The following is a 24,807-nucleotide window of genomic DNA, read 5'->3' as shown; positions in this document are numbered from 1 at the left end:
GTTCTCTCTTTTTCCTTCCTCGTTGGTGTGGGGGGGGGGGGGCCCCGCCCCGCCCCCCCCCGACCGCTCACCTCAGACCTCTTCGACCGAGCTCGGCTCGCGCCGGGACAGGTCGATGCCCAGCTCCTCAGCGGCCCGGAACACCTCGTCGTCGGTCTCGCGCATTTCCAGGGCCACACCGTCGCTGGAGAGCACCTCGACGTTGAGGCACAGCGACTGCAGCTCCTTGAGCAGCACCTTGAACGACTCCGGGATGCCCGGCTCCGGGATGTTCTCGCCCTTGACGATGGCCTCGTAGACCTTCACCCGGCCGAGCACGTCGTCGGACTTGATCGTGAGCAGCTCCTGCAGGGCGTACGCGGCGCCGTACGCCTGCATCGCCCAGCACTCCATCTCACCGAAACGCTGACCACCGAACTGCGCCTTACCACCCAGCGGCTGCTGCGTGATCATGGAGTACGGACCTGTCGAACGAGCGTGGATCTTGTCGTCGACCAGGTGGTTGAGCTTCAGGATGTAGACGTAGCCGACCGCGATCGGGTCGGGCAGCGGCTCGCCGGAACGCCCGTCGAACAGCTGCGCCTTGCCGGTGCGGCCGATCAGCTGCTTGCCGTCCCGGTTGGGCAGGGTCGACTCGAGCAGACCGGAGATCTCCTCCTCGCGGGCGCCGTCGAAGACCGGGGTGGCCACGTTGGTGTCCCCCTCGGACTCGTGCGCGTCGATCGAGCGGAGCTGACGCTTCCAGTCGGCGTCGTCGCCCTCGACCTTCCAACCGGTCTTGGCGACCCAACCGAGGTGGGTCTCCAGGACCTGGCCGATGTTCATCCGGCTCGGCACACCGAGCGGGTTGAGCACGATGTCGACAGGGGTGCCGTCCTCCAGGAACGGCATGTCCTCGATCGGCAGGATCTTCGAGATGACACCCTTGTTGCCGTGCCGGCCGGCGAGCTTGTCGCCGTCCTGGATCTTGCGCTTCTGGGCGACGTAGACCCGGACCAGCTCGTTGACACCCGGCGGCAACTCGTCGCCGTCCTCGCGGGAGAACGTGCGCACACCGATGACCGTGCCGGTCTCGCCGTGCGGCACCTTCAGCGAGGTGTCCCGAACCTCACGCGCCTTCTCACCGAAGATCGCGCGGAGCAGTCGCTCCTCCGGGGTCAGCTCGGTCTCGCCCTTGGGCGTGACCTTGCCGACCAGGATGTCGCCGGGGACGACCTCGGCACCGATCCGGATGATGCCGCGCTCGTCGAGGTCGGCGAGCATTTCCTCGCTGACGTTCGGGATGTCGCGGGTGATCTCCTCCGGGCCGAGCTTGGTGTCCCGAGCGTCGACCTCGTGCTCCTCGATGTGGATCGAGGTGAGCACGTCCTGCTGCACGAGGCGCTGCGACAGGATGATCGCGTCCTCGTAGTTGTGACCCTCCCAGCACATGAACGCCACCAGCAGGTTGCGTCCGAGTGCCATCTCGCCCTCGTCGGTGCACGGCCCGTCGGCGATGACCTGACCGGCCTCGACGCGGTCGCCCTCGAAGACGACCGGCTTCTGGTTGACGCAGGAGCCGGCGTTGGAGCGGCGGAACTTGTGCAGCAGGTACGTCCGGCGGTGGCCGTCATCCTGGTGGATGGTGACGTAGTCGGCGCAGAGATCCTCGATCACACCGCCGACCTCGGCGACCACCACGTCGCCAGCGTCGACAGCGGCCCGGTATTCCATGCCCGTGCCCACCAGCGGCGCCTCGGCCTTGACCAGCGGCACCGCCTGGCGCTGCATGTTCGCGCCCATCAGTGCCCGGTTGGCGTCGTCGTGCTCGAGGAACGGGATCATGGCGGTCGCGACCGAGGTCATCTGCCGAGGCGAGACGTCCATGTAGTCGACGGCACCGGGGAGGACGTCCTCGGTCTCGCCGCCCTTACGACGGCAGAGCACCCGCTCCTCGGCGAACGTGCCGTCCGCCTTCAGGCGCGCGTTTGCCTGCGCCTTGACGAACCGGTCCTCCTCGTCCGCGGTCAGGTAGTCGATCTGGTCGGTGACCCGACCCTCGACGACCTTCCGGTACGGCGTCTCGATGAAGCCGAACGGGTTGACCCGGGCGAAGGTGGACAGCGCGCCGATCAGGCCGATGTTCGGGCCTTCCGGCGTCTCGATCGGGCACATCCGGCCGTAGTGGGACGGGTGCACGTCGCGGACCTCGAAGCCGGCCCGCTCCCGGGACAGACCACCCGGGCCGAGCGCGCTCAGCCGGCGCCGGTGGGTGAGACCCGCCAGCGGGTTGGTCTGGTCCATGAACTGGGACAGCTGCGACGTCCCGAAGAACTCCTTGATCGCCGCCACCACCGGGCGGATGTTGATCAGGGTCTGCGGGGTGATCGCCTCGACGTCCTGCGTGGTCATCCGCTCGCGGACGACCCGCTCCATCCGGGACAGGCCGACCCGGACCTGGTTCTGGATCAGCTCACCCACGGTACGCAGGCGACGGTTGCCGAAGTGGTCGATGTCGTCGGCCTCGTAGCCGTCCTCACCGGCGTGCAGCCGGCACAGGTATTCCACGGTGGCGACGATGTCGTCCTCGGTCAGCGTGCCGGTGGTGATCGGCACGTCGACTTCGAGCTTCTTGTTGAACTTGTAGCGCCCGACCTTCGCGACGTCGTACCTCTTCGGGTTGAAGAAGAGGTTGTCGAGCAGGGTCTGGGCGTTCTCGCGCGTCGGCGGCTCGCCAGGGCGCAGCTTGCGGTAGATGTCTAGCAGGGCCTCGTCCTGGCCGGCGATGTGGTCCTTCTCGAGCGTGGTCATCAGCAGCTCGGACCAGCCGAACCGCTCACGGATCCGCTCGGCCGACCAGCCGATGGCCTTGAGCAGGACGGTGACGGCCTGCCGACGCTTGCGGTCGATGCGTACGCCGACCGTGTCGCGCTTGTCGATGTCAAACTCCAGCCAGGCACCCCGACTCGGGATGACCTTGACGCTGGAGAGGTCGCGGTCGGAGGTCTTGTCCGGCTGCTTGTCGAAGTACACGCCCGGAGACCGGACGAGCTGGCTGACCACGACGCGCTCGGTGCCGTTGATGACGAAGGTGCCCTTGGGCGTCATCATCGGGAAGTCACCCATGAACACCGTCTGGCTCTTGATCTCGCCAGTGGTGTTGTTGGTGAACTCCGCGGTCACGAAGAGCGGAGCGCAGTAGGTCAGGTCCTTCTCCTTGCACTCCTCGATCGAGGCCTTGACCTCGTCGAAGCGCGGCGCCGAGAAGGAGAGCGACATGGTGCCGGAGAAGTCCTCAATGGGACTGATCTCTTCAAGGATCTCCGCGAGACCCGAGCGTGCGTGCGGGTCGTCCGCCGACCGGCCCTGCCAAGCCTCGTTGCCGACGAGCCAGTCGAAGGACTCGTTTTGGATGGCAAGGAGGTTGGGGACCTCGAGGTGTTCGGTGATCCTGCCGAATGAAACTCGGCGGGGAGCGAATGCGCTCGACGTACGACTGGTCTTCGCAGGGCGGGAAGCTGCCAAGATGCGTCCTTCCGAGGACCGGTGCTGCAGAACGGCTGGTACGCGTGCACTCCAATGACCCCACCAGAAATATCCGTAAACGGACATTTCCGAGCAGGGGTCAAGTCGGAAGGCAGCGCAAACTAGCAGTGTAGCCGAGAGGCTAACCGCTGTCCAGCCCACCCCGCAGGTCGTTTGCGGAACGCGCCTCGGCCCCCGTAAACCGGGGTCTGCCGGGCCGCTCAGAACGCAACGTCCCCACTGGGCCGCTCAGGTCGACACGGCCGATGGTGCCGCCGCTGTCATACCCACGTCGTGGCCGTCGCAAGCGCGGTGTCTTGCTGGTGTCAGCGTGCCTGGCAGCCCGGGGCCGCGTCAAGGGCCGGTATCCGGGTCGACAGTTCTTTCCCACTGGAGGGCGACCCGCCACGCTCGTTCGGATCGACAGTGGCAGCCGTCCGAGGCCAGCTCAGAGCGGGGTCGGAGCCGCCCGCACAGACACGGCGGGCGGTGATCCGTGTCGGATCACCGCCCGCCGCGACGCGATAGTGTCCCGGCTCACGAGCCAGGTACGCGCCTGTGGAACGTCAGGTCACTTGAGGGTGACCTTGGCGCCCTCACCCTCGAGCTTGGCCTTCGCCTTGTCGGCGGTCTCCTTGTTGACCTTCTCCAGGATGGCCTTCGGCGCGGACTCGACCGCGTCCTTGGCCTCCTTGAGGCCCAGGCCGGTCAGCTCACGCACGACCTTGATGACCTGGATCTTCTTGCCGCCGTCGGCCTCGAGGATGACGTCGAACTCGTCCTTCTCCTCCTCGACCGGAGCGGCGGCGCCGCCGCCACCGCCACCCGGGCCCGCGATGGCGACCGGTGCCGCGGCGGTGACCTCGAAGGTCTCCTCGAACTGCTTCACGAACTCGGAGAGCTCGATCAGCGTCATCTCCTTGAACGCGTCGAGCAGCTCGCCGGTGCTGAGCTTCGCCATATCTGGCGTCCTTTCCTGATTCTGTTAAGTAAGAACTGGTGCGCCGTGGGGGCCTCAGGCCGCCTCGGCGCCCTCCTTCTCGCGCTTGTCCTGCAGGGCAGCCGCCAGACGGGCGGTCTTCGACAGCGGGGCCTGGAACAGGGCTGCGGCCTTGCTCAGGTTGCCCTTCATCGCGCCGGCCAGCTTGGCCAGCAGCACCTCGCGGGACTCCAGGTCGGCGAGCTTCGTGACCTCGGCCGCGGAAATGGCCTTGCCCTCGAAGACACCGCCCTTGATGACGAGCTTCGGGTTGGCCTTCGCGAAGTCGCGAAGCCCCTTCGCCGCCTCGACGACGTCGCCCGAAACGAAAGTCAGCGCGGTAGGACCGGTGAACAGCTCGTCGAGGCCGGTGATGCCCGCGTCCGTCGCAGCACGCTTCGCCAGCGTGTTCTTCGCGACCGTGTAGCTGGTCTCGGCGCCGAGCGAGCGCCGAAGCTGGGTGAGCTGGGAAACCGTCAGACCGCGGTACTCGGTCAGCACGGTGGCGCCCGAGCTGCGGAAGCTCTCGGTCAACTCAGCGACGGCCGTGGCCTTGTCGGCCCGGATCGGCTTGTCCGCCATGTCCCTCCTCTCTCGTTACTCGAGGCTGGTCCCCGTCACAGCCGAAGCCGGAACGGGGGCGGAGGCAGCACGACAACGAAAAAGCCCCGGCGCAGGGCGCACGGGGCGAGGGCCGGCAGATCGACACAGTCGGCGGACCGTGTGCACTGCCGAGTTACGCTTGCCGCCCTACGCGGGTCGCCCGTCGTCGCGGGACCTTCGACCGTGCCGAAGCACGGTGACCAGCGGTCTTTGGGTGGTTCCTCATCCATGAGAGCACGGATGACGACTGAAGACTACGCGCCCCGGCCACCAGCACCAAATCGCACCCGGTGAGCCACGTCACCGACGCCGGCACCGCTCAGCCGTGCGCCCGCCGTCGCCACAGATAGCCGCCGACGACCGCCGCGCTCCAGGCCAGCGCCCACCCGCTCAGCGCCAGCAGGGTGAGCGCCGTGGCGTGGCCCGCGGTGGCGCGGGCCGCGGCCATGATCGGCGGTGCCAACCAGGGCGCCACCGACCCGCTCAGGCCGAGCACCACCGCGCCGACACCGCCGAGGGCCAGCACCGCGACGCCGTACGCGGCACCGCCCACCGACGCGCGGCTGGCCAGCGCACCGAGGGCAATCGCGGCGGATACGGCGAGCAGGTGCGCCCACAGCCCCAGCGCGACCCCGACCGGGATCGACCGGTCGCCCGGCTCTACCGGGCCGGTGACCCCGCCGACCAGCCACGGGAAGAGCAGCGCGACGGTCACCGTCGCCAGCGCCGCCACCCCGGCGGCGAGGAGCCCGGCAAGCCGCTCGCGGGCCACCCCGACAGTCACCTGGGCCAGCCGGCGCTGCACGTCCGGCTCGACGTCCAACAGGATCTTGGTCTGCCAGGCGAGCACCGGGAAGAGCACCACGGCCGAGACGCCGTACGCCTCCGCTGGCTGGGCTCGGCTGCCGCCGTAGAGCGTGCCGAGCACGACCAGGCCGGCGAGCAGCGGCGCCAGCGCCCGCCCGGTCCGCAGGAAGCCGGCCAACCGCATCCGCACCAGGGCGATCACCGGGTCTCCCCCGCTGCCTGCTCGACCACCGCGCCCGTGGCGTCCGGCTGCTCCGCCGTCGGCTCCCCGGCCCTCGTCAGCGGCGGCTCGGCGGGTTGGGCGGCACCGGCCACCCGCGGCGGCTCGGCTGGTCGAGCCTGCGGTGCGGTGGTGGAGTCGTCGGCGCGTACCCGAAGAATGTGGTGGCCCTCGGCCCGCAGGCGGGCGACGGTACCGGCGACCCGTGCGGTCGGCACCGCGACCTCGACCACCGCGAACGTCTCGTCCGCCGACGACGTCTCCTCGGTCAGCGACCCCTCGGCCACCGACCAGCGGCGCGCGCCCGGCAGCCGGACCGTCTCGCCACGGTGGTCACTGACCAACACGGCACCATCGGCGGCGAGCACCTCGGAGATCAGCTCGGGAACCAGCTCGCGGGTGGCGGCGTCCAGCCCCTCCCACGGCTCGTCGAGCACCAGCAGACCCGGCGGGCAGAGCATCGCCTGGGCGAGGCCCACCTTCTGGGCGGTGCCCTTGGACAGCTCCGGCAACCGGACCGAGCGGAAGGCGGACAACCCGAGCCGGTCGGTCCAGGAGGCCACCGCCTCGTCGGCCGCCGCCGCGCGCAGCCCCGCCACGCGGGCCATGCCGGTCAGATAGCGGGTCACTGTGAACGGCTGGTCGGCGGGGAAACGCTCAGGCACCCAGCCCACCCGTGCCGGACGGTCGGTGACCCGGCCCCGGCCCGGCCTGAGCACTCCCGCGGCCAGTTGGAGCAGTGTCGACTTGCCCACCCCGTTGCGGCCCAGAACGACAGCCACCTCGCCCGGGTCGATCCGCACGTCGACGCCGCGCAGCACCCACGGCCCGCGCCGGTGGTACCGCAACCAGACGTTCTCCAACCGCATAGGGATAGAGGGTGCCACATCGCAGACGCGCCGGGGCGCCGCCACGGTCGTGGCGGCGCCCCGGTGGAGCGAACTGTCGGCTCAGGCCTCGGCGGCGTCTCCGGTGAGGTTCTTCACCAGGTTCGGGTCGACCGGGACACCCGGGCCCATCGTGGAGGTCACGATGACCTTGCGGAGGTACTTGCCCTTGGCCGCGGACGGCTTGGCACGCAGCACCTCGTCGAGCACCGCAGCGTAGTTCTCCACAAGCTGGCTCTCCGTGAAGGAGGCCTTGCCGATGATCAGGTGCAGGTTGGAGTGCTTGTCCACCCGGAAGGTGATCTTGCCACCCTTGATGTCCTGCACCGCCTTGGTGACGTCCATGGTCACCGTGCCGGTCTTCGGGTTCGGCATGAGACCGCGCGGGCCCAGGATCCGCGCGATCCGGCCGATCTTGGCCATCTGGTCCGGCGTGGCGATCGCCGCGTCGAAGTCGAGCCAACCACCCTGGATCCGGGCGACCAGCTCGTCGGTGCCCACCTCGTCGGCACCCGCGGCAACGGCCTCTTCGGCCTTCGCGCCACTGGCGAACACGATCACGCGGGCGGTCTTACCGGTGCCGTGCGGCAGGTTGACCGTGCCGCGGACCATCTGGTCCGCCTTGCGGGGGTCGACGCCGAGGCGCATCGCGACCTCGACCGTGGCGTCGAACTTGACGTTGGTGGTCTCCTTGGCCAGCTTCACGGCCTCGGCGGGGGTGTAGAGCTTGGACCGGTCGATGACATCGGCGGCCTTGCGGTAGCTCTTGCTGCGCTGCATTGCTGATTACTCCTGTGGTCTCTGGCGGGCCGCTCGGCGCGGGCCCTCCCACTGTCGGGTCGACGGCCTGGGCCGACGTCAGTCGTTGACGGTGATGCCCATCGACCGGGCGGTGCCGGCGATGATCTTCTCGGCCTGGGCGATGTCGTTGGCGTTGAGGTCAGCCATCTTCTTCTCGGCGATCTCACGCAGCTGGGCGCGGCTGACCGAGCCGACCTTCTCGCTCTGCGGAACGCCCGAGCCCTTCTGCACACCGGCGGCCTTGATCAGCAGCCGGGCGGCGGGCGGGGTCTTCAGCACGAACGTGAAGGACCGGTCCTCGTACACGCTGATCTCGGCGGGGACGATGTCGCCCCGCTGGGACTCGGTCTGCGAGTTGTAGGACTTGCAGAACTCCATGATGTTGACGCCGTGCTGGCCGAGCGCGGGGCCGACCGGCGGCGCCGGCGTGGCCTGGCCCGCCGGCAACTGAAGCGTGAACGTCTTGACGAGCTTCTTCTTCGGAGGCATGTCACTTCCTGGGGCTTGGAGCTGGGAAAATGCGGCTGTCGCCGCCCTCGGAGCGCGCACGGTCAGCGCGGTGCGACAGCGGCGACATTCAAGAGTAGCGCAGGCCGCAGCCCACTCGTCCGCCGAGGTCGAGCGGGAGGGCATACGCCGACGTCGGCGACGGGCCGGGCCCGCCGCCGACGACCAGTCAGATCTTGGCGACCTGGTTGAAGTTGAGCTCCACCGGGGTCTCGCGACCGAAGATCGACACCAGCACCTTGAGCTTCTGCTGGTCGGCGTTGATCTCGCTGATCGTGGCCGGCAGCGACGCGAACGCGCCGTCGGTGACGGTGACCGAGTCGCCCACCTCGAAGTCGAGGACCTTGATCTCCGGCTTCGACTTCTTCTGCTCGGTCTCGACGGCCGGCGCCAGCCACTTCAGCACCTCGTCGAGGGAGAGCGGGGCGGGCCGGTCGGCCCGGTCGGTCGCGCCGACGAAGCCGGTCACGCCCGGGGTGTTACGCACACACGAGTAGGACTCGGCGGTCAGCTCCATCCGAACCAGGATGTAGCCCGGGAAGACCTTGGCCTGGATCTGCGAACGCTTACCGTTCTTGACCTCGACCTCTTCCCGGGTCGGCACCTCGACCTGGTAGATGAAGTCCTCCATGTCGAGGCTCGTGATCCGGGTCTCGAGGTTGGTCTTGACCTTGTTCTCGTAGCCGGCGTACGAGTGCACCACGTACCAGTCACCCGGCGCGTAGCGCAGCTTCTGCCTCAGCTCGGCGACCGGGTCGTACTCCTCGTCCGGCGCGGGCTCAGTCGTGGGGAACTCCGGCTCGCTGGCGGCCTCAACCGACTCGTCACCAGCCGCCGTCGCGACCGTGGACTGCTCGTCCACGGGTCCGGCGGTCTCGTCGTACTCAGGCACGCTCGCTCACTTCCGTCACTATCGGCTGGAGGCAGCCGGTCAGTCCGAGTTGCCGAAGACAAACAGCACGACCTTGGCGAAGCCGAGGTCAAGCAGGCCAACGATCGTCAGCATCACCGCGACGAACGTCACCACCACGGCGGTGTAGGTCAGCAACTCCTTACGCGTCGGCCAGATGACCTTACGCAGTTCGGCTACGACCTCGCGGAAAAACCGGGCGATGCGGCCGAACACGCCCACCCGACCGGTTTCCGACCGGGTGGTGGGCCGGCTGTCCGCCGACTCCGCCCGGGCGCGGGACCGCGTGGCGGTGCCTCCCCGGGAGACCGGCTCGTCCGCGCTGGAGGCGTCGTCGTCGGCAACCTCGTCGACGACCTCGTCGTCCAGACGATCGTCGCCGGCGTCCTCGCCGTGCCGCTTGTTGTCGGCCACTTCGCCCTCCGTCGCGGAATCTCGGGTCGCACGCCGAGTGGCGTACGCGGCGCTGGTCACGCCGGCCGGGCCCAACCGTCCCGCGACGGGCCGCGGCCGGTGGATCATCCGGAGGGCCCCGATTGCCTCGGAACCACCCCGCCGATGCCACCACCACGGGCCGGACGCCGCCAAGCTGGCGGCGCGACCCACGGGAACGGTCAGGCCTGAGGCGCAGGGGTGACAGGACTTGAACCTGCAGCCTGCGGTTTTGGAGACCGCTGCTCTGCCAATTGAGCTACACCCCTGTGCGGCAACACTCGCCCCACGCGGTCACAGACGACCGAGCAGGGGTCACTTGCCCCACGGCGGACCAGTGTACGGGTAGCCGCCCGACTTTCCCAACCGGTCTCTCCGCCTCGCGTGGCGGGCCTGCCTCAGCGCGTCGTCCGGATGGTCGCGCGGGCCTGCGAGAGCACCTTCTCGCCCCCGCAGGTCGCCGTCACGTCGAGTCGGGTGAGCCCATCCTCGGTCACCTCACGCACCCGCGCGGTGACCTCGATCTCGGCCCCCTGGTCATCGTCCGGGACGACCACCGGCCGGGTGAACCGCACGCCGTACTCGACCACCGCGTCCGGCGACCCGGCCCACTCGGTGACCGCCCGACCGACGAGCGCCATGGTGAACATGCCGTGGGCGATCACCCCGGGCAGACCCACGCCGGTGGCGAACCTGTCACTCCAGTGGATCGGGTTGAAGTCACCGGACGCGCCGGCGTACCGAACCAGGTCCGCGCGGGTCACCTGGAACGTCTTGGCGGACAACTCCATCTCAGGCCTCCCCGCGTACGACGATCTTCGACCAGACGGCGACCACCGGTTCCCCGGCGACGGTGTGCACGTCGGTGCGCGTGGTCAGGAAGCCGTGCCCGCCCCGGCTGCTGACGTCCTCGATGGTGTTCACGCAGACCAGCTCGTCGCCGGCGACCACCGGCCGGGTGTACGCGAACCGCTGGTCACCGTGCACCACGCGGCTGTAGTCCACACCCAGGGCCGGGTCCTCGACGATCTGGCGGCTCGCGGCCATCGTGACGACCACCGGGAAGGTCGGCGGAGCCACCACGTCCGGGTGGCCGAGCGCCCGCGCGGCCTCCGGGTCGTGGTGGGCCGGGTCGGTGGCGCCGATGGCGGCGGCGAACTCGCGGATCTTTTCTCGGCCCACCTGGTAGGGGGCGGTCGGCGGATAGGTCCGGCCGACGAAGGAAGGGTCCAGGGACATGCCGCGAACCTACACGGAAAGCACAATCGCCGACCTGGTCGGCAGGCTGCGGCAGAGCCGCACCACACCGGTCAGATCGGCGATTGGAAAGCTGGGACAGCGGCCGGCACGAGGCCAGCCACGGGTCAGCGGGTCTCGCGGTGGACCGTGTGCCGACCGTCGCGCGGGCAGAACTTCTTCAGCTCGATGCGGTCGGGGTCGTTACGCCGATTCTTGCGCGTGATGTAGTTGCGCTCCTTGCACTCCACACACGCCAAAGTGATCTTCGGCCGGACATCGGTAGCCTTCGCCACGGCGGAGTGCCTTCCTCGCTAACGGAAACAACTACGACGCGCCAGCCTAGACGCTGACAGCGCGGACATGCAAAGTGGGCGCCAGAAGCGCCCATTTTTTTCTACGACCACCGGCAACGAGCCCGGAAGACGAGAGTAGCGGTGGCCGGACTTGAACCGGCGACACAGCGATTATGAGCCGCTTGCTCTACCATCTGAGCTACACCGCTGCGATGGGTCCAGCTGAACCCTCGAGCCCCCTTACGGAATCGAACCGTAGACCTTCTCCTTACCATGGAGACGCTCTGCCGACTGAGCTAAGGGGGCCTGCGCGATCTCCCCGTGGGGCGCGCAGAAGTAAGAGTACACGGCCTGGCTCGACAGGTGAAATCGGATCCCCGGTGATCGTCTACGCCCTGCTCAGGGCACGACGCGAAGGCGCGGCAGCTCTCCGTTGGAGATCGATTCCGGCTCGACCTGGGCGCCGAACCAGGCGGCCAGCCGCTCGTACGGCAGCGGCCGGCTGAACAGGAAGCCCTGCCCGATCTCACAGCCGATGTCCTGGAGAAGCTCCAGGGTCAGCTCACTCTCCACGCCCTCGGCGACCACCGCCAGGCCGAACTGCTGGGAGAGGGTCACCACGGCGTTGACGATGGCCAGGTCCCCCGGGTCGGTCGCCATGCCCTGCACGAAGGAACGGTCGACCTTCACCTCGTGCACCGGCAGGCGGCGCAGGTGCGCCAGCGACGAGTCGCCAGTGCCGAAGTCGTCCACCGACAGCCGGACACCCAGGTCACGCAGCCGTCGCAGGGTCGGAATGGGCCGGTCGGTGCCGTCCAGCACGCCCGCCTCGGTGATCTCCAGGGTCAGTCGCTGCGCCGGCACCCCGTACTCGGTCAGCAACTCCTGGACCCGGTCCGGAAAGTGCTGGTCGGTGAGCGTACGGGCCGAGATGTTGACCGCGATGGGCAACGGCTGATCGGCGAGCGCCCAGTCCCGGCTGCGACGTAGCCCCTCCCGGAGCACCACCTCGGTGAGCCGGCTCAACTGGCCGGTGTGCTCGGCGACCGCCACGAAGTCCTCGGGAGCGACAGTGCCGTGCGTCGGGTCCTCCCACCGGGCCAGGCACTCGACACCGACCAGGCGCCGGTCCCGCAGAGTCACCTTGGGCTGGAAGTAGACCTCCAACTCGCCCTGGTCCAGGGCATGGCGCAGATCGCCAGCCAGACCCAGCCGGCGCAACGACCGGGACTCCAGGGCGGGGTTGAACAGCTGCACGCTGCCCGGCACCGACTTGGCCGCCGTAGCGGCGAGGTCGACCCTGAGCAGTAGTGTCGCCGCGTCGCTGCCGTGATCGGGATGCACGGCCACCCCGACGGCAGTGTTCACGTCGAGGGTGAGCGCGTCGAAGACCATCTCGTCACGGATCTGGTCGCGTAGCTGGGCGGCCAACTCGAGCGCCGCCTCCGCGCTCTCCAACCGCAGCGTCACCAGGAACTCGTCCCCACCGGCACGGCCAACCAGGGCCGACGACGGCGCGCTGGCCCGCAGCCGGCTGGCGACCTCGGCGAGGACCTTGTCCCCGGCAGCGTGACCGAGCGACTCGTTGACCTGACGCAACCCGTCGACGTCGAAGAGCAGCAGTGCCACCACCTCGCCGGGGGCAGCGATCGTGAAGGACTCGGCGAGCGCGCCGGTGATCCGCCGACGGTTGGGCAGCCTGGTCAGCGCGTCGTGGTAGGCGTCGTGCCGAAGCCGGTCGACCAACCGCGAATTTTCCAGGGCGACGGCGGCGTGCGCCGCGACGGTCTCGAAGATGGGCAGGTCGGCCGGGGCAAAGTGACCCACGTCACTGAGCCGGTTGGCCACCTCCAACGTGCCGATGACCGCCTGCCCGGAACGCAGGGGCACCGCGATGACGTCCTTGACCTTGGAGTCGGCGAGCGCGGACCGCAGCGTCGGGTCACCGCCGAAGGCCCGACCGAGCGCGACCGTCCGACCCGACGCACGGGTCTTCTCCCGGATCACCGCAGGGGTCGGGGCGACGTCGAGCAGGCCCCGGTCGTCCAGGCGTGCGGTCAGCAGGACCTCCGGGTGCCGACCCTGCGCGGGAAGCCACAGCGTGGCGTACTCCGCCTGCATGAGGGAACGGAGCCGGCCGAGCAGCGCATCCGTGAGGTTGCCGTCCTGACCCGCCTCGCTCATCGCCCGGGTCAGCTCGTACATGTCACCCAGGGTGCGGTGCTGCCGAATGAACTGCGAGTAGGAGCGGTAGAGCAGAACGCCGGCCACCGCCAGGGCCAGCAGAAGAAGAATCGACCAGAGCGTCGTCGCCAGGGCGATGAGGATGATCATCCCGACTGCGACGTTCAGCGCTGTGGTCAGCAGGACCTGAATGGCCGTGCTCGTCGTCTCCCGGGTGCCCTGCCAGCCCTGTAGGAGGGTGATCACGCCAACCACGGCCACCAGGCTGATCAGCGCATTGGCGGCGACAGCGGCGAAGACTGCGCCCCACGTGGCCGGGCCCACCCCCTCGTGGGGCGGCATGGCGGCCAACACCAGCCCGGCGACGGAGAATCCGGCAGCCGCCCGGGCGACGTTGAACCAGAACTTCGGCGGCGCGTAACCGCGGTGAATCTGGGTGAAGAGCTCGGCTGCCGTAGCGACGACGACCATGAGCAGCGGCGACAGCCAAAACAGGGCGAGTACGAGTGGAATCTCAAGGAGGGTCACCACCACCGCTTGACGGCGGACGACGAAGCTGAGCGTTGGTATCCCGGCAGCAGCCATCACCACCAGCAACGCAACAGCGGTCGGCCAATCCTCGAAACGGATCGGCACCGTCAACGCGAGAACCAGCGATCCCACCAGGGCGATCCCGGCAAGAGGAGCCGTGATCAGCCAGGCGTGCTCAGTCGTACGACGTCGGACAGCCTTAGGTGACACCGCACCGCCCTGTCATCGGACACGTCGCCGCCGCACCGGGGTCACCGAGCGACGCTTGACGCTCCACTCGAAACCGAAACGCTGTGGCCGGCGGGGGCACCCCACTCGATCTTCGTGGACTGGAAACCACTGCCAAGTTGAGCGCCAAGGACACCAACGGCCAGCGCGGCGAGGACGATCGACGCCGTGCGCAGCCGGCCAAACTTTCGACCAGACATTTGGAACTCCTGTCGGCAGGGGGCGGTGCGGGGATGGAGATTCCACGATGGTGCCACAGCGACGTCCGCCAGGAAAGTTCCCCGCCCGCGATCAGGCCAACCGACCTGCGAGCCAACCCGCTCGGCCGAGCAGGCACAACGTCCGGCCAGACCATCTGCTGATCAGCCCACGGTGGCATGCCCAAGAAACGACCTAGCAGGGGAAAGCACGCCTACTAGACGTAACAGTTGATTTGAACTGCGCCCCTCCGTCCCGGGTACGCACACTACTCGCCGCTACCTCGCGGCAACAGGTCACTGTCATCTATCTGGTGACTGACCGGCAGGGTCGGCGTGGCGCTGTTCCACGCCGGTTCGCGAGATCCCGAGCAGGCATCGTGCTGCACGACTCGTTGCAGGGGGCGACGAACCACGATGGCGTGCAGGCGTTCCTGCGTCTCCTCGGGCGCGACGGCCGGACCGTGAGACCCCTCATCCAGTACCTGCACACCCGCGCCTGGACCAGGGACGACGGGGTGCTGGCAGCCACCGGGGGCAGGTGGCGACCGTGCGATGGCCAACCCGAGAGGCTGGAGCCGGGACGCCTGGCCTTCACCTGGTTCCCGGCGGCCCAGGCGGACTGCGTACGTCGTGATTTCGCCGCGTTGGCCACTCTGGCGCGGAAGGCGTTGCAGCAGGTGACGTCACCACACGTCACGACGGTGGACGGGAAGCCGATGCGCCGGTACCGGGTCGGGCCGGCAGCGAAGGCATGGGCACTGCACAGCCCCGAACGGGTTCTCCGAGACGGCGGGCTGCTCCTCAAGGTCAAGGACGGTCGCTGATCCGGCGTCTCGTCACCGGAGCATGTCCAGCTCACCCGTCTCTCGCGGCAGGATCAGACCGTCCGGCGGTTGCCTGAGGAGCCCAGGCTCGAAGCTGGGCGGGACCTGGAACCTCGACGTGCGAAAAGACACGTGGCCACCACCGAAAATCAGGTAGTTGAAGGACACCCTCGCCCCGCTGAACATCGCCCGGTCGAAGGACACCTTCCCGCCCAGGAACGTCGCTCCGTCGAAGGACACGTCCCCGCCACTGAATGTCGCCCCACCGAAGAACACCTCCCCATCTCTGAAGGCCGCGTTCTCGAAGGACACCCACCCGCCATCGAACGTCGCCAGGTAGAAAACCCTTGCGCCACTGAATGTCGTCCTGTCGAAGAACACCCGTCCACCGCTGAACGTCACCCCGCCGAAAAACACCTCCCCCGCAGTGAACGTCGCATCATCGAAGAACACCTCCCCACCACTGAACGTCGCCCCACCGAAGGAGACTTTCCCGCCGCTGAACGTCACCCCGTCGAAGAACACCCGCCCGCCGCTGAACGCTGCCTCGCCGAAGGACACGTCTCCACCGTTGAAACTTGCTCCCTCGAAGGAGACGTCCCCACCGCTGAACCGCGCCCCCGAAAGGTCCCCGCCGTCAAAGACAGCGCCGGTGAAGTCGAAGTCGTAGCCGCACCAGGAGGCCCCATCGTCCTCGGCAATACGTAGGTGCCTGCCGACGAGGCGGACAACGGTATGACGTACCTCCCGCTCCTCGCGGGCGGCCCGGGCCCTGTCCGCGGCCCCGAGCGCCACGTGGTCCTCATCCTGAGTCGGAGTTCCGCCCGGAACGTCCGGCGGCGTGTACGGCATACGAACGTAGGCGCAGAGCACATCAATGCACGTCTGTCGCCCATGTCGCCAGTCATCAGCGAGGCCGGCCATGGCATAGACGCCGGCCAGGCGTACGGCTGCCTTCTCCGAGCCGAGCTGCTCGGATACTTTGGCGAAGCGTTCGTTGAACAGCCGGACACCGTTACGGTCAGTCTCAGTTTTCGCTCGTTCGTCGGCCGCCTCAGCGAGGGCCTTGGTAACTTCGGCGCGAAGATCAGCGGCGTGCGCCAGTTGGTGAGCGAATTCCGCCAGCGCGTTCGTGTGCTCCGCCACCCGCTGCCGACGGTAGGCGACCACCAGGGCGGCGACACCGCCGATGCCCGCCACCACGGCGAAGACGAGCTTCAAGAGGTCGAACAGCGTGGCCGCTGTGACGGTGGCGCCCCGCTCAAGGCCGGGCCACTCCGCGTACCAGAGTGCCGCCGCGATCAGGACCCCAACCAGGAGCAGTGCGGCCAGAACAGCCGATGTGATCGACCGACGAATCCCCCAGAGGCGCAGCTCCGGCACACGAGTTTCCGCGGCTGGAGTCGAACCAACCGTGACACGGACCTCGGAGGGGGTTGAGTCCTGCGACGCGGGCAAATCCACCCCCTCCTTCTAGCGCACCTCATCAACATCAGCGCTCAGCGGGACGTCCGTGAACAGCACGAGACCGGCTCCGGCCGGCATCGACTGAGCCGGCCGGACCTGCTACGTCGCGTCGGGATCTTCCAGGTGCGACGTGTCATCGAGGTCGACCACCATGTCTCCCAGGAACTGCGCCCCGCAGCTACCGCAGCAGGCCCCCTCGGCTGCGCCGTCAACCACCAGTTGGCCGTCCGTACCTGGGTAGCCGAGGTACCACTGGCCACGCAGCTTGACCACCAGCTTCGGCCACCGCGGCGCACTTCATCTCCGTGACGAGAGCCGGCCACTGGGCCGACAGCGGCACGCGGACTTCTTGGTCCTGAACAGCTTGATCACGTACGCTCCCGCACTCTCCTGTCGAGGCGAGGAGCCTAGCGGGCGGTTCGACCTTCGGGCTCCGCCCCGAAGCCGGCCCTTCCTCGGAGATCGGTGACGGACGGTCTGCTCGGTCAGGCAGACGCGCCGGGTTGTGCCACATGATGGGCCATCCGTAGGCCAGTAACCGGGGCACGTACCGGGCAGGAGAGGCGACGCGGCCAGCGGGACGGCAGGCCTTTCGGGCATCACGACCGTTGAACACGGTGCTGTGACCCGCGGTCGTCGGCGGCAGCAGCCTCGACCAGAGGTCATTCGTGAGCAGCATCCCTGTCGAGGACGGACCGCTGCTGGTCCGCGGCGACTTCGCGCTTGTCACGCCGGACGGCGAGCACATCGACGCGTGCCGGGCAGGTGGCGCTGTGCCGGTGCGGCAAGTCGGCACCCAAGCCGTTCTGCGACGGCACCCACAAGGTGATCAACTTCCGGGCCGGCACCACCCACGAGGGCTGACACCGCGTCGCCGCGTCCCCCACGTCGCCGCGTCGCACAGCGAGAGCACGCGGACGGGCCGCACCAGAGGCACGCGCCCCCTTTGCTCTGCACCCGCCCGCGCACCAGTTACGGACCGTGTGTGGTGCGTGGGCGGGTGCAGAGCAAAGAGGGACCGCGCGGCAGGCCCGCCCCGCAGCCGGCGGTCTGCCCCGCCGGGCCCACCCGTCTGGGCGTGATCCGTCGGCTTCAAGAGGCGACAAACCTCTCGGCTCAGACACCGTCATTCGGCAATGGTCCTCGGCGTCCGGTGCCTCCGCACGGCGACGATCACGACGACCGGGCTCTCGTCCGCACCAGACTCGAAGATGGCGATCTTGAAGCGATCGGTCGGTCAGTCAGAAGCAACTGCGGTCAACACCGACAGGAGACGACGAAGACCCTTGACTAGCGTTTCCGCAAGTCAAGGGCCCTGTCATTGCCTGTGGCGGGTAGAGGATTCGAACCTCTGAAGCTTTCGCGACGGATTTACAGGGCGTCCGTGATCATTACCGACGCAAGCTCCCTGAGCTGGTGTTTCTCTCTGGCGACCCGCCCGCCGACACTCGACCGCCCACCATCTGCCCACGCCCACCGCAGACGGCCCAACATCGGTGCCCGAGGTGTCACGACGGTTCGTGCCCGCTCGGCAGGAGACGGACCCGCCGGTGGACAAGGTTGATGTCGACGACCCTCACCGACAACTTGTCACCCAACTCAGGGGTGCGGTCGAGGGCAGACTCATGGACCAGCCCTTGGATGCCGTCCCCCACGGCAACGAAGACACCGAACGGCACGATACGGGTCACCTCGCCGCGCAAGACGGCTCCGAGACGCGTCCGAGCGAACTCGGCCATGGGGTCGGGCTGCAATGCCTTGAGCGACAGCGACACCCGCTCGCGGTCGAGGTCGGCGTCGAGCACCATCACAGCAAGCCGGTCTCCCAAGCCCACAACATCGGTGGGGTGATCGAAGTGCTTCCAGGTCAGCTCCGGGCAGTTCACCATGCCAATGACACCGCCGATGTCTACGAAGACCCCGAAGTTCTTGATCTCGACGACCACGCCGGTGGCAACCTGACCACGCTCAAGCGTTTCCAGTCTCAGCGACGCGCTTTCGTCATCCCTCTGCCCCATAAGCTCCAACCCTTCAACCAAGTGCATCGCCGATCTTGTCATTCATCGTGTCGTCGCCGCCGTCGATGCAGTTGGCGTAGACCCGGAGCAGGACGGCGACGCCGTGGCCCAGGCGCCGGGCAACCTCGGTCGGCGGGACGCCGGCATTCAGCCAGAGCGAGGCCGCCGCGTGCCGCAGGTCGTAGGGCCGGCGAACGAGCGGCGAGGCAACCTGCGAATCGGTCAGCGCCTTCTCCCGGGCGAGCTTCCACCACCGGTGGTAGACCGACTCGGAGAGCGGACCGCCGTGCAGGCCCCGGAAGAAGCGACCGTCCGGGCCGACCCCGTGATTCTCGACGTGCGCGCACAGCAGCTCGACGAGCCGCGGCGGAATCGGGACTGTACGAGTCTCAGCCCTCCCGGACACGGCCGTGCTGGTAGCGCCGTCGGTGCCGGGAGCGCGCAGCCGGTAGAAGGTTCGGCCGTTGGTCGGGGCGGTCACCGCGGCTCACCCCCGTCGGTGTCCCGGTCGAGGATGTTCAGCAGTGAATCGGGCAGCAGTGGTCCGCAACGCTGCCGGGGCAGCGGCGGGCGGGCCGGTTCGGTGGCGGTTTCCCGGCCGACCTGGGCGAGGATGTCCGCCGCGTCGGCCGGCGCCGGGTACTCAACGGCCAACTCCCGGATGTGGTCGTCGGAGATGTAGGAGAAGCGGACCCGGGCTGGCTCGGGGGTGCCGTCGAGGATCACGTAGCCGACGCCCTTGGCCCAGCGCGGCATCTGGTCGGCGAGGGCACCCCGGTTGCGGGCGCCATCACCCAACACGAGGTCGACCTGAGCGGCCTCGGTCAGGCCGAGCGCGATCCGGGTCGGGAACAGGTCCCGGAACGGCAGTACCTCCTTGCGGGGGTCCTGCAACGCCGCCACCACCAAGACGCCAACGCCGGCACCCTGCGACAGCAGCAACCCGAGCGACCCGGCGATGCGCTTACGCAGGTCAACGTCCTGGAGATACGCGGTCAGTGCCGCCATCTCGTCGATGACGACCACGACCAGGGGGTCATCCAGGGTCGGAGTGTGCACCCGCACCGCGCCGGCAAGACGGGCCTGCCGCTCCCGCATCACCGTCACGGCCTCGTCGAGCAGATCGGCCATGGCCTCGAACGACTTGCAAGCGAACCGCGCGAACAACGGCCGACCCATCGCGAACTCCATGCCGCCCTTGGGATCGATCACCCACAGCCGGACCAGCCCGGAGGAGATCCCACCGGCCAGCACTCGGACCAGCGACCACAGCACCGAGCCCTTCCCGGAGCGGGTGGCGCCGCCGATCAGGACATGGGTGGCGAGCAGGTGCAGGCACCAGTGCCGCAGGTCTTCCCGCCGAGCCAGCGGCAGCGCGGTGAAGTCAGGCACCGACGGGACGTCGAACGGGTCGACCAGGGTGCGCAACGCATCCGTGCGGACCACCACCAGGTAGACCACCGACGGCCGGTCCCGGAACCGCAGCCGGTCCACCGCGCCCAGGACCAGCGCCCAGTAACCCGACCGGATCGGCGGGTCATCGGGACGCTCGGAGTAGACCCGGGCGTGCCGCCGGCCGAAGGCGTACGCAAGGTTTGCCGTTGCCTTCTGGAACTCCTCCGGTGTCTGGCCGCGGACCATGCGGATGGTCAGCACGTCGAGCGCCTGATCCGAGCGGACCCGCAGCAGCTCCGGCAGAAGCGTGCGGTGGTCGTACACCTTGGCCAGGCCGCAGAGGGTCATGGCCTCGCGCCAGGCCCGTCGGTAGACGAAGAGTTGGCGGAACCGGCCGAGGATCGGGCCGGCGCACCAGGTCCACCAGGACGATTCGTGCCGCCACCGCCACACCGCCGACGCGGCGGCGGCCAGGACCACGGGCACGATCACGCCGGCCCGACCGAACTCGCGGAAGAGGCTCACCCCGGCCACGGCCAGGCCGACGGCGACCGGGTGGCGAAGGCACCACCACAGGCCCCGCCACAGCCACCGCAGCACCAGGCCGAGCGCGATCAGCCAGACCGGCAGCTCCAGGCGACGCGGCCGGATCACCATCAGGTCCCCGGCGGTGGTCATCACGACCTCGCCCCGCGGCCGGCGCATCATCGCGCACCCGCCACTGTGGGCCGCCGCAGGACGGCAGGCATACGCTTGGACATGTCACTACCTCTCTCGACAGAGCAGGGGAAAGAGACAGAGGGCGGGGCTGCCGTCCGCCAAGACCTGACAGCCCCGCCCCCACCAGATGCGGCTACTGCGCCGCCTTCGTCGCCACGCCCGCCGGGGCACGCATCCCGGTCGCCCGCAGCGAATACGCCATCCGACCGTTGTTGCCCACGTACGGCGTGACGGTCATGCCGTGGAACTCCACCGCCTCGAACAGGCCACCCGTCGGCGGCACCGGCTGGTAGTCCGCCGAGATCTTCACCGTCGTCTCCCGCGACCGCTTCCCCAGCTCCGGATCCAGGTCCATCACCCGGACCTGCCACACCCGCTGGCCGGTCAACTTGTCCTTCGCCGGACTACGCCGCCCGGTCTTCTCGTCGTAGTCCTCGACCTCGCCCAGGGACTCGGGCACCAACGCGCACCCCGCCGGGAACACGTCCTCACACCGCACCGCGAACCTCGTGCCGCCACGCAGAGCCATCGCTCAACCTCCAACTTGTTAACTTGTCTGCCAAGTTGCGTCCAAGGTAGACGGTACTTGGCAGACAAGTCAACAAGTTCTGCGAATGACCCCACCGCATGCCGGTCTCCGCCGCCGGCTGACGCCTCAGCGATCGATCAGGCGAAGCCCGCAAGCGAACTCGTCCGACTCCAACAGGAGCGGTGCTCTCGGGGTACACCGACCATGCCTTCAAGTTGCCGATCTACCGTCACGGCAAGCAGCTCGACCAGCTGCGCGGTCGGGCCGGCCGGCAGGGCGACCCGGGTGGCTGGCGAGGACTCACCACAAAGGCCTTTGTCAAGGTGGCCGTCCGCCCGTGATGGAGCCAGGTCTACCGCCCGGGCACTGCCACCACTGCCACTCGTCCCGCTGGTCACACCTGCGGTTCGCTCGTTGATTGGGCTCGCAGCCGGCATCCGTTACTTGCTAAGTGGGATTACTCGATAGAGATAGCAACTAGCGATTCGGCGTGTTAGCAAGTTGCTACCGAAGCTGGTGGGTAAGTTAGGGTCCGCACCGAAGCTTAAGTCTGTAACTTTCAGGTTCGTTGAACGTTCAGCGCAACGTGAAGCGAAAACGTCCCTGCAACCCGCCCCGCTGCTGCCGGCCGTCAAGGCCGGCACGGAGGAAGCCCCCGCTCCCGGCGTGTCAAGACGAGAAGCGGAGGCTCCGCCCGAGGGGGGGTGGGCCTTCCTAAACGGAGGGCTCATCCCCCTCACCCTTGGCATCGGTCCCGACTGCCACCAGCGTCAACAGCCTGATGATCAGTGCCACCACTCAATCAACGTGCCAACTCCAGCCGTTCGGGAACTCCGCCGCCTGCCAGGAGCGCCTCTTTTGCGGCCCCGGCTTCTTCTGCTTGGCATAACAATGATCTCCAAGTGATCGGAGAGGCGCTGGTCGCCTACTGCGGGGTAAGGAAGACGACCGCCCCGCCAGTTGGTGATCAGTGAAGTGCCATCGTGATGCTAGCGGCCCATCCGAAATTGAAGGTGCGACGCGCGCGCGGCTATCGGGACTTGTGAAGCGACTGACTCACCGAACCGATGCGTGTAGGGCGAAGAACTGCAGGGAACCAGTAATCCCATGAATAGCGGTAGCCAATCTGCGAATGAAAAGCACTCACGTCCGGCGGGAGTAGGTGACGCAACTGTCGAAGCGCTCGGCGAGTTGAGCAAGGCGCTGGAGACGATCCATCGTGTACGCGGTCACCTGTATTCGGCGCACCAGCTCGTTGGCGGCGCGGATCTCACCCTTGACCGAGTGGTGAAGCTGCTCCGCGAGGCCGGGCACGACGAGACGGCCGACCGGGTCGAGCGCGAACTGTTGGGACGCAACGTGCTACCCGGCCGGTGGACGTTCCAGATCGTGGAGGAGTTCGACGACGGCTACTACGCCGCGTTCCAGGAGATCGAGCGGGACGCGCGGGAGAAGCTAGCCGGCGGACGGCGGCACATCTTCGAAGCGGAGATGAAGGAGCGGCGGCGTACCCACGGGATGCCGGGGCACGAGGCTACGCCGTAGCGCTGCCGCCGAAGCCGTTCGGGATCATCGAGGCCAGGGCGTTGGCTCGGGCCTCGATGATCCTCATTCGTGCCCGGTACTCGGCCGGTTCCCGATGCGCGGCCTGGCTGGTGACCTGGCCGGGCCACTTGCGGTAGAGCAGGCCGTACTCACGGGTGAAGTAGCCCGCGCTGACCGCGTTAGCGGCGAGCAGCAGGCCGGTGTCCTCGGAAGCGGGCAGCGCCATCCAGCCACCCAGGGCGAAGACGAGGTCCCGCCGCAGACACAGGGTCGCCGGGTGCACCGATGCTCGGTAGTCGTTGGCCCGCCAGAACGTCAGGACCGAACCGCGGTCGATGACCCCGCCGGCCGGGTCCTTGTCCCATCCGGCGGTCGAACCGTCGGGCAGCAGATCGAGTACCCGCGAGGTGGTCCAGCCGATCTGCGGGTGCGCGTCGAACGCGGCGATGTCCCGGGCGAGTGCGCCGGGGGTCAACTGGTCGTCGGCGTCCAGGACCTTGATGAGTTCCCCGGAGACTCGGGCGAGCGCAAGGGTACGGGCAACACCAGGCCCACCGGAACGGCCGGCGCCCAGACTGATCCGAGGATCAGGCGGGAGCGCGTCGACCAGGGCGCCGGTCTGCCCGTCCTCCTGGACGAGCCATTCCCAGTCCCAGCCGTCAGGCATCTCCTGCTTGGCCAACGACTCGTAGGCGCCAGCCAGGTGCTCAATGCTGGGCGCGTGAACCGGGGTGATGACCGAGACGAGCTGCGTCAAGTTTTCCACCGCTGGAGTTTGTGGGAGTAGACAAGCTCAGTGCGGTCACCCGGCATCACCACATCAGCGACCTCAACGACGCGACCCGTGGTGTCGGTCGAGATCTTCCGCACGGTGAGCACGGAGACCCCCGGGTCGATGTCCAGCAACTCGGCCTCATCCGGCGACGGCGGACGCGCCCGGATCTCGTCGTCGATCCGGTCCAACTCGACGCCCAGCGTGTGGAGCTGATGTTGCGTGCCGCCCGGCCACGGCTCCTTGCCCGCGTCGAGCAGGTCCGGGTTCGCGGCCACCAGGTCATAAGGCAGATAGGAGTACGACACCGTCAGCGGCGCATTCTCGTGCCGCGACGACGTCCAGTAGACCCGACGCAGCAGCGGAGTACCTGGCTCGACCTGCAAGGCCGCCGCCATCTCCGCATCAGCCTCCACCCGGGAGTACTCGGCGTGGAACTTCAGGTCGTTGACGGTCAGGCCGGTGTCGTGCTCGGTGGCACCAGTCTTCAGCCGCTCGCCCTCGTCGAGCAGGACGCGATCTTTCTCCCACTGGTACCGCTCGGTGTTGCGACGGCGTACCCGCTGACGAGGTGCCCGCACGTAGGTGCCGCGCCCCTGCTCCGCGCGGACCAGGCCCCACTCACGGAGCTGCCGGATGGCGTTGCGGACGCTCGTGCGCGACAGGCCCGAAGTGTCGGCCAACTCGGTCTCACTGGGCATCAGAGTGCCGGGCGCCAGTTCGCCGCTCACGATCTTCGCCCGCAACTCTTCTGCGAGTTGCAGGTAGCGAGGGCGCCAGTCCCGGCCTTGCACACCGGTCACCGTACCCCCTAGACGTTCCAACGTCTGCCAGGTGGTCCCACCAGCAGGCCGCTCAGGAACCGGCAGTACGGCTACTGCTGCTCGCGGTGGCCGGGCAGGGCGTGGGCCGGGAGTACGAGGAACGGTTGAGCCCCGACGGCTGTTCGCGTTCACCGCGCCTCGCCGGCCCGGTCGAGGCCATCCGCCGGTGTCAGCATCTCCAGTTGGGCGTAGACCAGCTCGTCAATGAGCCGGTCCACCTGCGCGGACGACAGGAGTACGGTCTGCGTCGCGCCGTAACGGGTTGCGTCGAGCTTCACGGCCAGGCCCCGGCGGGCGAACCTGTCAACGACCAGTTGGACGGTGACCCAGCCGGTCCCCTCCCGCCCAATCGTGGAGAGAAGCCCACGGTGCATCGGGTCGTTCGGTC

Annotated in this window: 26 protein-coding genes and 3 tRNA genes; 4 read left to right on the top strand and 25 right to left on the bottom strand. The window is 68.2% G+C overall.

Annotated elements, in window-relative coordinates; translation table 11 throughout:
- Window positions 1-72: 72 nt before the first annotated feature.
- The 16 genes from AB0A95_RS29755 to AB0A95_RS29680 form a co-directional block, all read right to left on the bottom strand.
- Complete coding sequence (locus AB0A95_RS29755) at window positions 73-3,504, bottom strand: DNA-directed RNA polymerase subunit beta (RefSeq protein ID WP_204942104.1); 3,432 nt, start codon at window positions 3,502-3,504, stop codon at window positions 73-75.
- A 571-nt stretch (window positions 3,505-4,075) separates the two neighbouring features.
- Window positions 4,076-4,465, bottom strand: a complete 390-nt coding sequence (gene rplL / locus AB0A95_RS29750; RefSeq protein WP_357559039.1) for a 50S ribosomal protein L7/L12 — start codon at window positions 4,463-4,465, stop codon at window positions 4,076-4,078.
- Between the two features lie 54 nt (window positions 4,466-4,519).
- Window positions 4,520-5,065, bottom strand: a complete 546-nt coding sequence (gene rplJ / locus AB0A95_RS29745; protein ID WP_238645346.1) for a 50S ribosomal protein L10 — start codon at window positions 5,063-5,065, stop codon at window positions 4,520-4,522.
- A 340-nt stretch (window positions 5,066-5,405) separates the two neighbouring features.
- Window positions 5,406-6,095 carry a hypothetical protein gene (locus tag AB0A95_RS29740; protein WP_357559038.1) on the bottom strand — a complete coding sequence of 230 codons (690 nt, stop codon included), beginning with the start codon at window positions 6,093-6,095 and terminating at the stop codon, window positions 5,406-5,408.
- Window positions 6,092-6,982 (bottom strand): ATP-binding cassette domain-containing protein, encoded by an 891-nt coding sequence (locus tag AB0A95_RS29735; protein WP_357559037.1) that lies wholly within the window; start codon window positions 6,980-6,982, stop codon window positions 6,092-6,094. Before AB0A95_RS29735 ends, AB0A95_RS29740 begins: the two co-directional genes overlap by 4 nt.
- Window positions 6,983-7,063: 81 nt before the next feature.
- A complete protein-coding gene (gene rplA, locus AB0A95_RS29730; RefSeq protein WP_357079469.1) occupies window positions 7,064-7,780 on the bottom strand; it encodes a 50S ribosomal protein L1 in 717 nt (238 codons plus the stop codon).
- Window positions 7,781-7,858: 78 nt separating this feature from the next.
- Window positions 7,859-8,290, bottom strand: a complete 432-nt coding sequence (rplK, locus tag AB0A95_RS29725) for a 50S ribosomal protein L11 (RefSeq protein WP_357079466.1) — start codon at window positions 8,288-8,290, stop codon at window positions 7,859-7,861.
- Between the two features lie 187 nt (window positions 8,291-8,477).
- Window positions 8,478-9,200 (bottom strand): transcription termination/antitermination protein NusG, encoded by a 723-nt coding sequence (gene nusG, locus AB0A95_RS29720; RefSeq protein ID WP_184178745.1) that lies wholly within the window; start codon window positions 9,198-9,200, stop codon window positions 8,478-8,480.
- 39 nt (window positions 9,201-9,239) lie between these two features.
- On the bottom strand, window positions 9,240-9,632 hold the full coding sequence (secE, locus tag AB0A95_RS29715) for a preprotein translocase subunit SecE (protein WP_357559036.1): 393 nt from the start codon (window positions 9,630-9,632) through the stop codon (window positions 9,240-9,242).
- Between the two features lie 214 nt (window positions 9,633-9,846).
- Window positions 9,847-9,919, bottom strand: a tRNA-Trp gene (locus tag AB0A95_RS29710).
- A 129-nt stretch (window positions 9,920-10,048) separates the two neighbouring features.
- Complete coding sequence (locus AB0A95_RS29705; RefSeq protein ID WP_357079457.1) at window positions 10,049-10,441, bottom strand: MaoC family dehydratase; 393 nt, start codon at window positions 10,439-10,441, stop codon at window positions 10,049-10,051.
- A 1-nt stretch (window position 10,442) separates the two neighbouring features.
- Window positions 10,443-10,889 carry a MaoC family dehydratase N-terminal domain-containing protein gene (locus tag AB0A95_RS29700; RefSeq protein WP_357559035.1) on the bottom strand — a complete coding sequence of 149 codons (447 nt, stop codon included), beginning with the start codon at window positions 10,887-10,889 and terminating at the stop codon, window positions 10,443-10,445.
- A gap of 125 nt (window positions 10,890-11,014) precedes the next feature.
- Window positions 11,015-11,182, bottom strand: a complete 168-nt coding sequence (gene rpmG, locus AB0A95_RS29695; protein WP_007073056.1) for a 50S ribosomal protein L33 — start codon at window positions 11,180-11,182, stop codon at window positions 11,015-11,017.
- Window positions 11,183-11,318: 136 nt separating this feature from the next.
- Window positions 11,319-11,391, bottom strand: a tRNA-Met gene (locus AB0A95_RS29690).
- Between the two features lie 24 nt (window positions 11,392-11,415).
- Window positions 11,416-11,488, bottom strand: a tRNA-Thr gene (locus AB0A95_RS29685).
- Between the two features lie 93 nt (window positions 11,489-11,581).
- A complete protein-coding gene (locus tag AB0A95_RS29680; RefSeq protein WP_357559034.1) occupies window positions 11,582-14,107 on the bottom strand; it encodes a bifunctional diguanylate cyclase/phosphodiesterase in 2,526 nt (841 codons plus the stop codon).
- 595 nt (window positions 14,108-14,702) lie between these two features.
- Here AB0A95_RS29680 and AB0A95_RS29675 point away from each other — a divergent pair.
- The gene (locus AB0A95_RS29675; protein ID WP_357559033.1) at window positions 14,703-15,149 is read left to right on the top strand and encodes a hypothetical protein; all 447 of its coding nucleotides are present in this window, start codon (window positions 14,703-14,705) and stop codon (window positions 15,147-15,149) included.
- A 12-nt stretch (window positions 15,150-15,161) separates the two neighbouring features.
- Here AB0A95_RS29675 and AB0A95_RS29670 read toward each other — a convergent pair whose 3' ends face one another.
- Both AB0A95_RS29670 and AB0A95_RS29665 read right to left on the bottom strand, forming a co-directional pair.
- Window positions 15,162-16,532 (bottom strand): pentapeptide repeat-containing protein, encoded by a 1,371-nt coding sequence (locus tag AB0A95_RS29670; RefSeq protein ID WP_357559032.1) that lies wholly within the window; start codon window positions 16,530-16,532, stop codon window positions 15,162-15,164.
- A gap of 183 nt (window positions 16,533-16,715) precedes the next feature.
- Window positions 16,716-16,889, bottom strand: a complete 174-nt coding sequence (locus tag AB0A95_RS29665; RefSeq protein WP_357559031.1) for a hypothetical protein — start codon at window positions 16,887-16,889, stop codon at window positions 16,716-16,718.
- A 450-nt stretch (window positions 16,890-17,339) separates the two neighbouring features.
- On the opposite strand from AB0A95_RS29665, the gene AB0A95_RS29660 reads away from it, so the two are divergent.
- Window positions 17,340-17,480 carry a CDGSH iron-sulfur domain-containing protein gene (locus tag AB0A95_RS29660; RefSeq protein WP_357559030.1) on the top strand — a complete coding sequence of 47 codons (141 nt, stop codon included), beginning with the start codon at window positions 17,340-17,342 and terminating at the stop codon, window positions 17,478-17,480.
- Window positions 17,481-18,124: 644 nt separating this feature from the next.
- Here the strand turns inward: AB0A95_RS29660 and AB0A95_RS29655 are convergent.
- The 4 genes from AB0A95_RS29655 to AB0A95_RS29640 all read right to left on the bottom strand — a co-directional run bounded on the left by AB0A95_RS29655 (window position 18,125) and on the right by AB0A95_RS29640 (window position 21,278).
- Complete coding sequence (locus AB0A95_RS29655) at window positions 18,125-18,661, bottom strand: S1 RNA-binding domain-containing protein (RefSeq protein WP_357559029.1); 537 nt, start codon at window positions 18,659-18,661, stop codon at window positions 18,125-18,127.
- Window positions 18,648-19,115 carry a tyrosine-type recombinase/integrase gene (locus AB0A95_RS29650; RefSeq protein WP_357559028.1) on the bottom strand — a complete coding sequence of 156 codons (468 nt, stop codon included), beginning with the start codon at window positions 19,113-19,115 and terminating at the stop codon, window positions 18,648-18,650. Before AB0A95_RS29650 ends, AB0A95_RS29655 begins: the two co-directional genes overlap by 14 nt.
- Window positions 19,112-20,707 carry an FtsK/SpoIIIE domain-containing protein gene (locus AB0A95_RS29645; protein WP_357559027.1) on the bottom strand — a complete coding sequence of 532 codons (1,596 nt, stop codon included), beginning with the start codon at window positions 20,705-20,707 and terminating at the stop codon, window positions 19,112-19,114. Before AB0A95_RS29645 ends, AB0A95_RS29650 begins: the two co-directional genes overlap by 4 nt.
- Window positions 20,708-20,882: 175 nt before the next feature.
- A complete protein-coding gene (locus tag AB0A95_RS29640; RefSeq protein WP_357559026.1) occupies window positions 20,883-21,278 on the bottom strand; it encodes a transcriptional regulator in 396 nt (131 codons plus the stop codon).
- 182 nt (window positions 21,279-21,460) lie between these two features.
- Here AB0A95_RS29640 and AB0A95_RS29635 point away from each other — a divergent pair, with 182 nt between their 5' ends.
- A complete protein-coding gene (locus tag AB0A95_RS29635) occupies window positions 21,461-21,619 on the top strand; it encodes a hypothetical protein (RefSeq protein WP_357559025.1) in 159 nt (52 codons plus the stop codon).
- A 766-nt stretch (window positions 21,620-22,385) separates the two neighbouring features.
- A complete protein-coding gene (locus tag AB0A95_RS29630; RefSeq protein ID WP_357559024.1) occupies window positions 22,386-22,823 on the top strand; it encodes a hypothetical protein in 438 nt (145 codons plus the stop codon).
- Here the strand turns inward: AB0A95_RS29630 and AB0A95_RS29625 are convergent.
- The 3 genes from AB0A95_RS29625 to AB0A95_RS29615 form a co-directional block, all read right to left on the bottom strand.
- Entirely contained in the window at window positions 22,813-23,589 is a 777-nt protein-coding gene (locus tag AB0A95_RS29625) for a glycosyltransferase (protein ID WP_357559023.1), read from the bottom strand. The genes AB0A95_RS29630 and AB0A95_RS29625 overlap by 11 nt on opposite strands.
- On the bottom strand, window positions 23,577-24,398 hold the full coding sequence (locus AB0A95_RS29620; RefSeq protein WP_357559022.1) for a GntR family transcriptional regulator: 822 nt from the start codon (window positions 24,396-24,398) through the stop codon (window positions 23,577-23,579). Before AB0A95_RS29620 ends, AB0A95_RS29625 begins: the two co-directional genes overlap by 13 nt.
- A 149-nt stretch (window positions 24,399-24,547) precedes the next feature.
- The gene (locus AB0A95_RS29615) at window positions 24,548-24,793 is read right to left on the bottom strand and encodes a precorrin-4 C11-methyltransferase (protein ID WP_357559021.1); all 246 of its coding nucleotides are present in this window, start codon (window positions 24,791-24,793) and stop codon (window positions 24,548-24,550) included.
- Window positions 24,794-24,807: the final 14 nt, after the last annotated feature.

It is taken from the genome of Micromonospora sp. NPDC049230 (genome assembly GCF_040647875.1).
GTDB lineage: Bacteria > Actinomycetota > Actinomycetes > Mycobacteriales > Micromonosporaceae > Micromonospora.
This window is presented reverse-complemented; position numbering and strand designations above follow the sequence as displayed.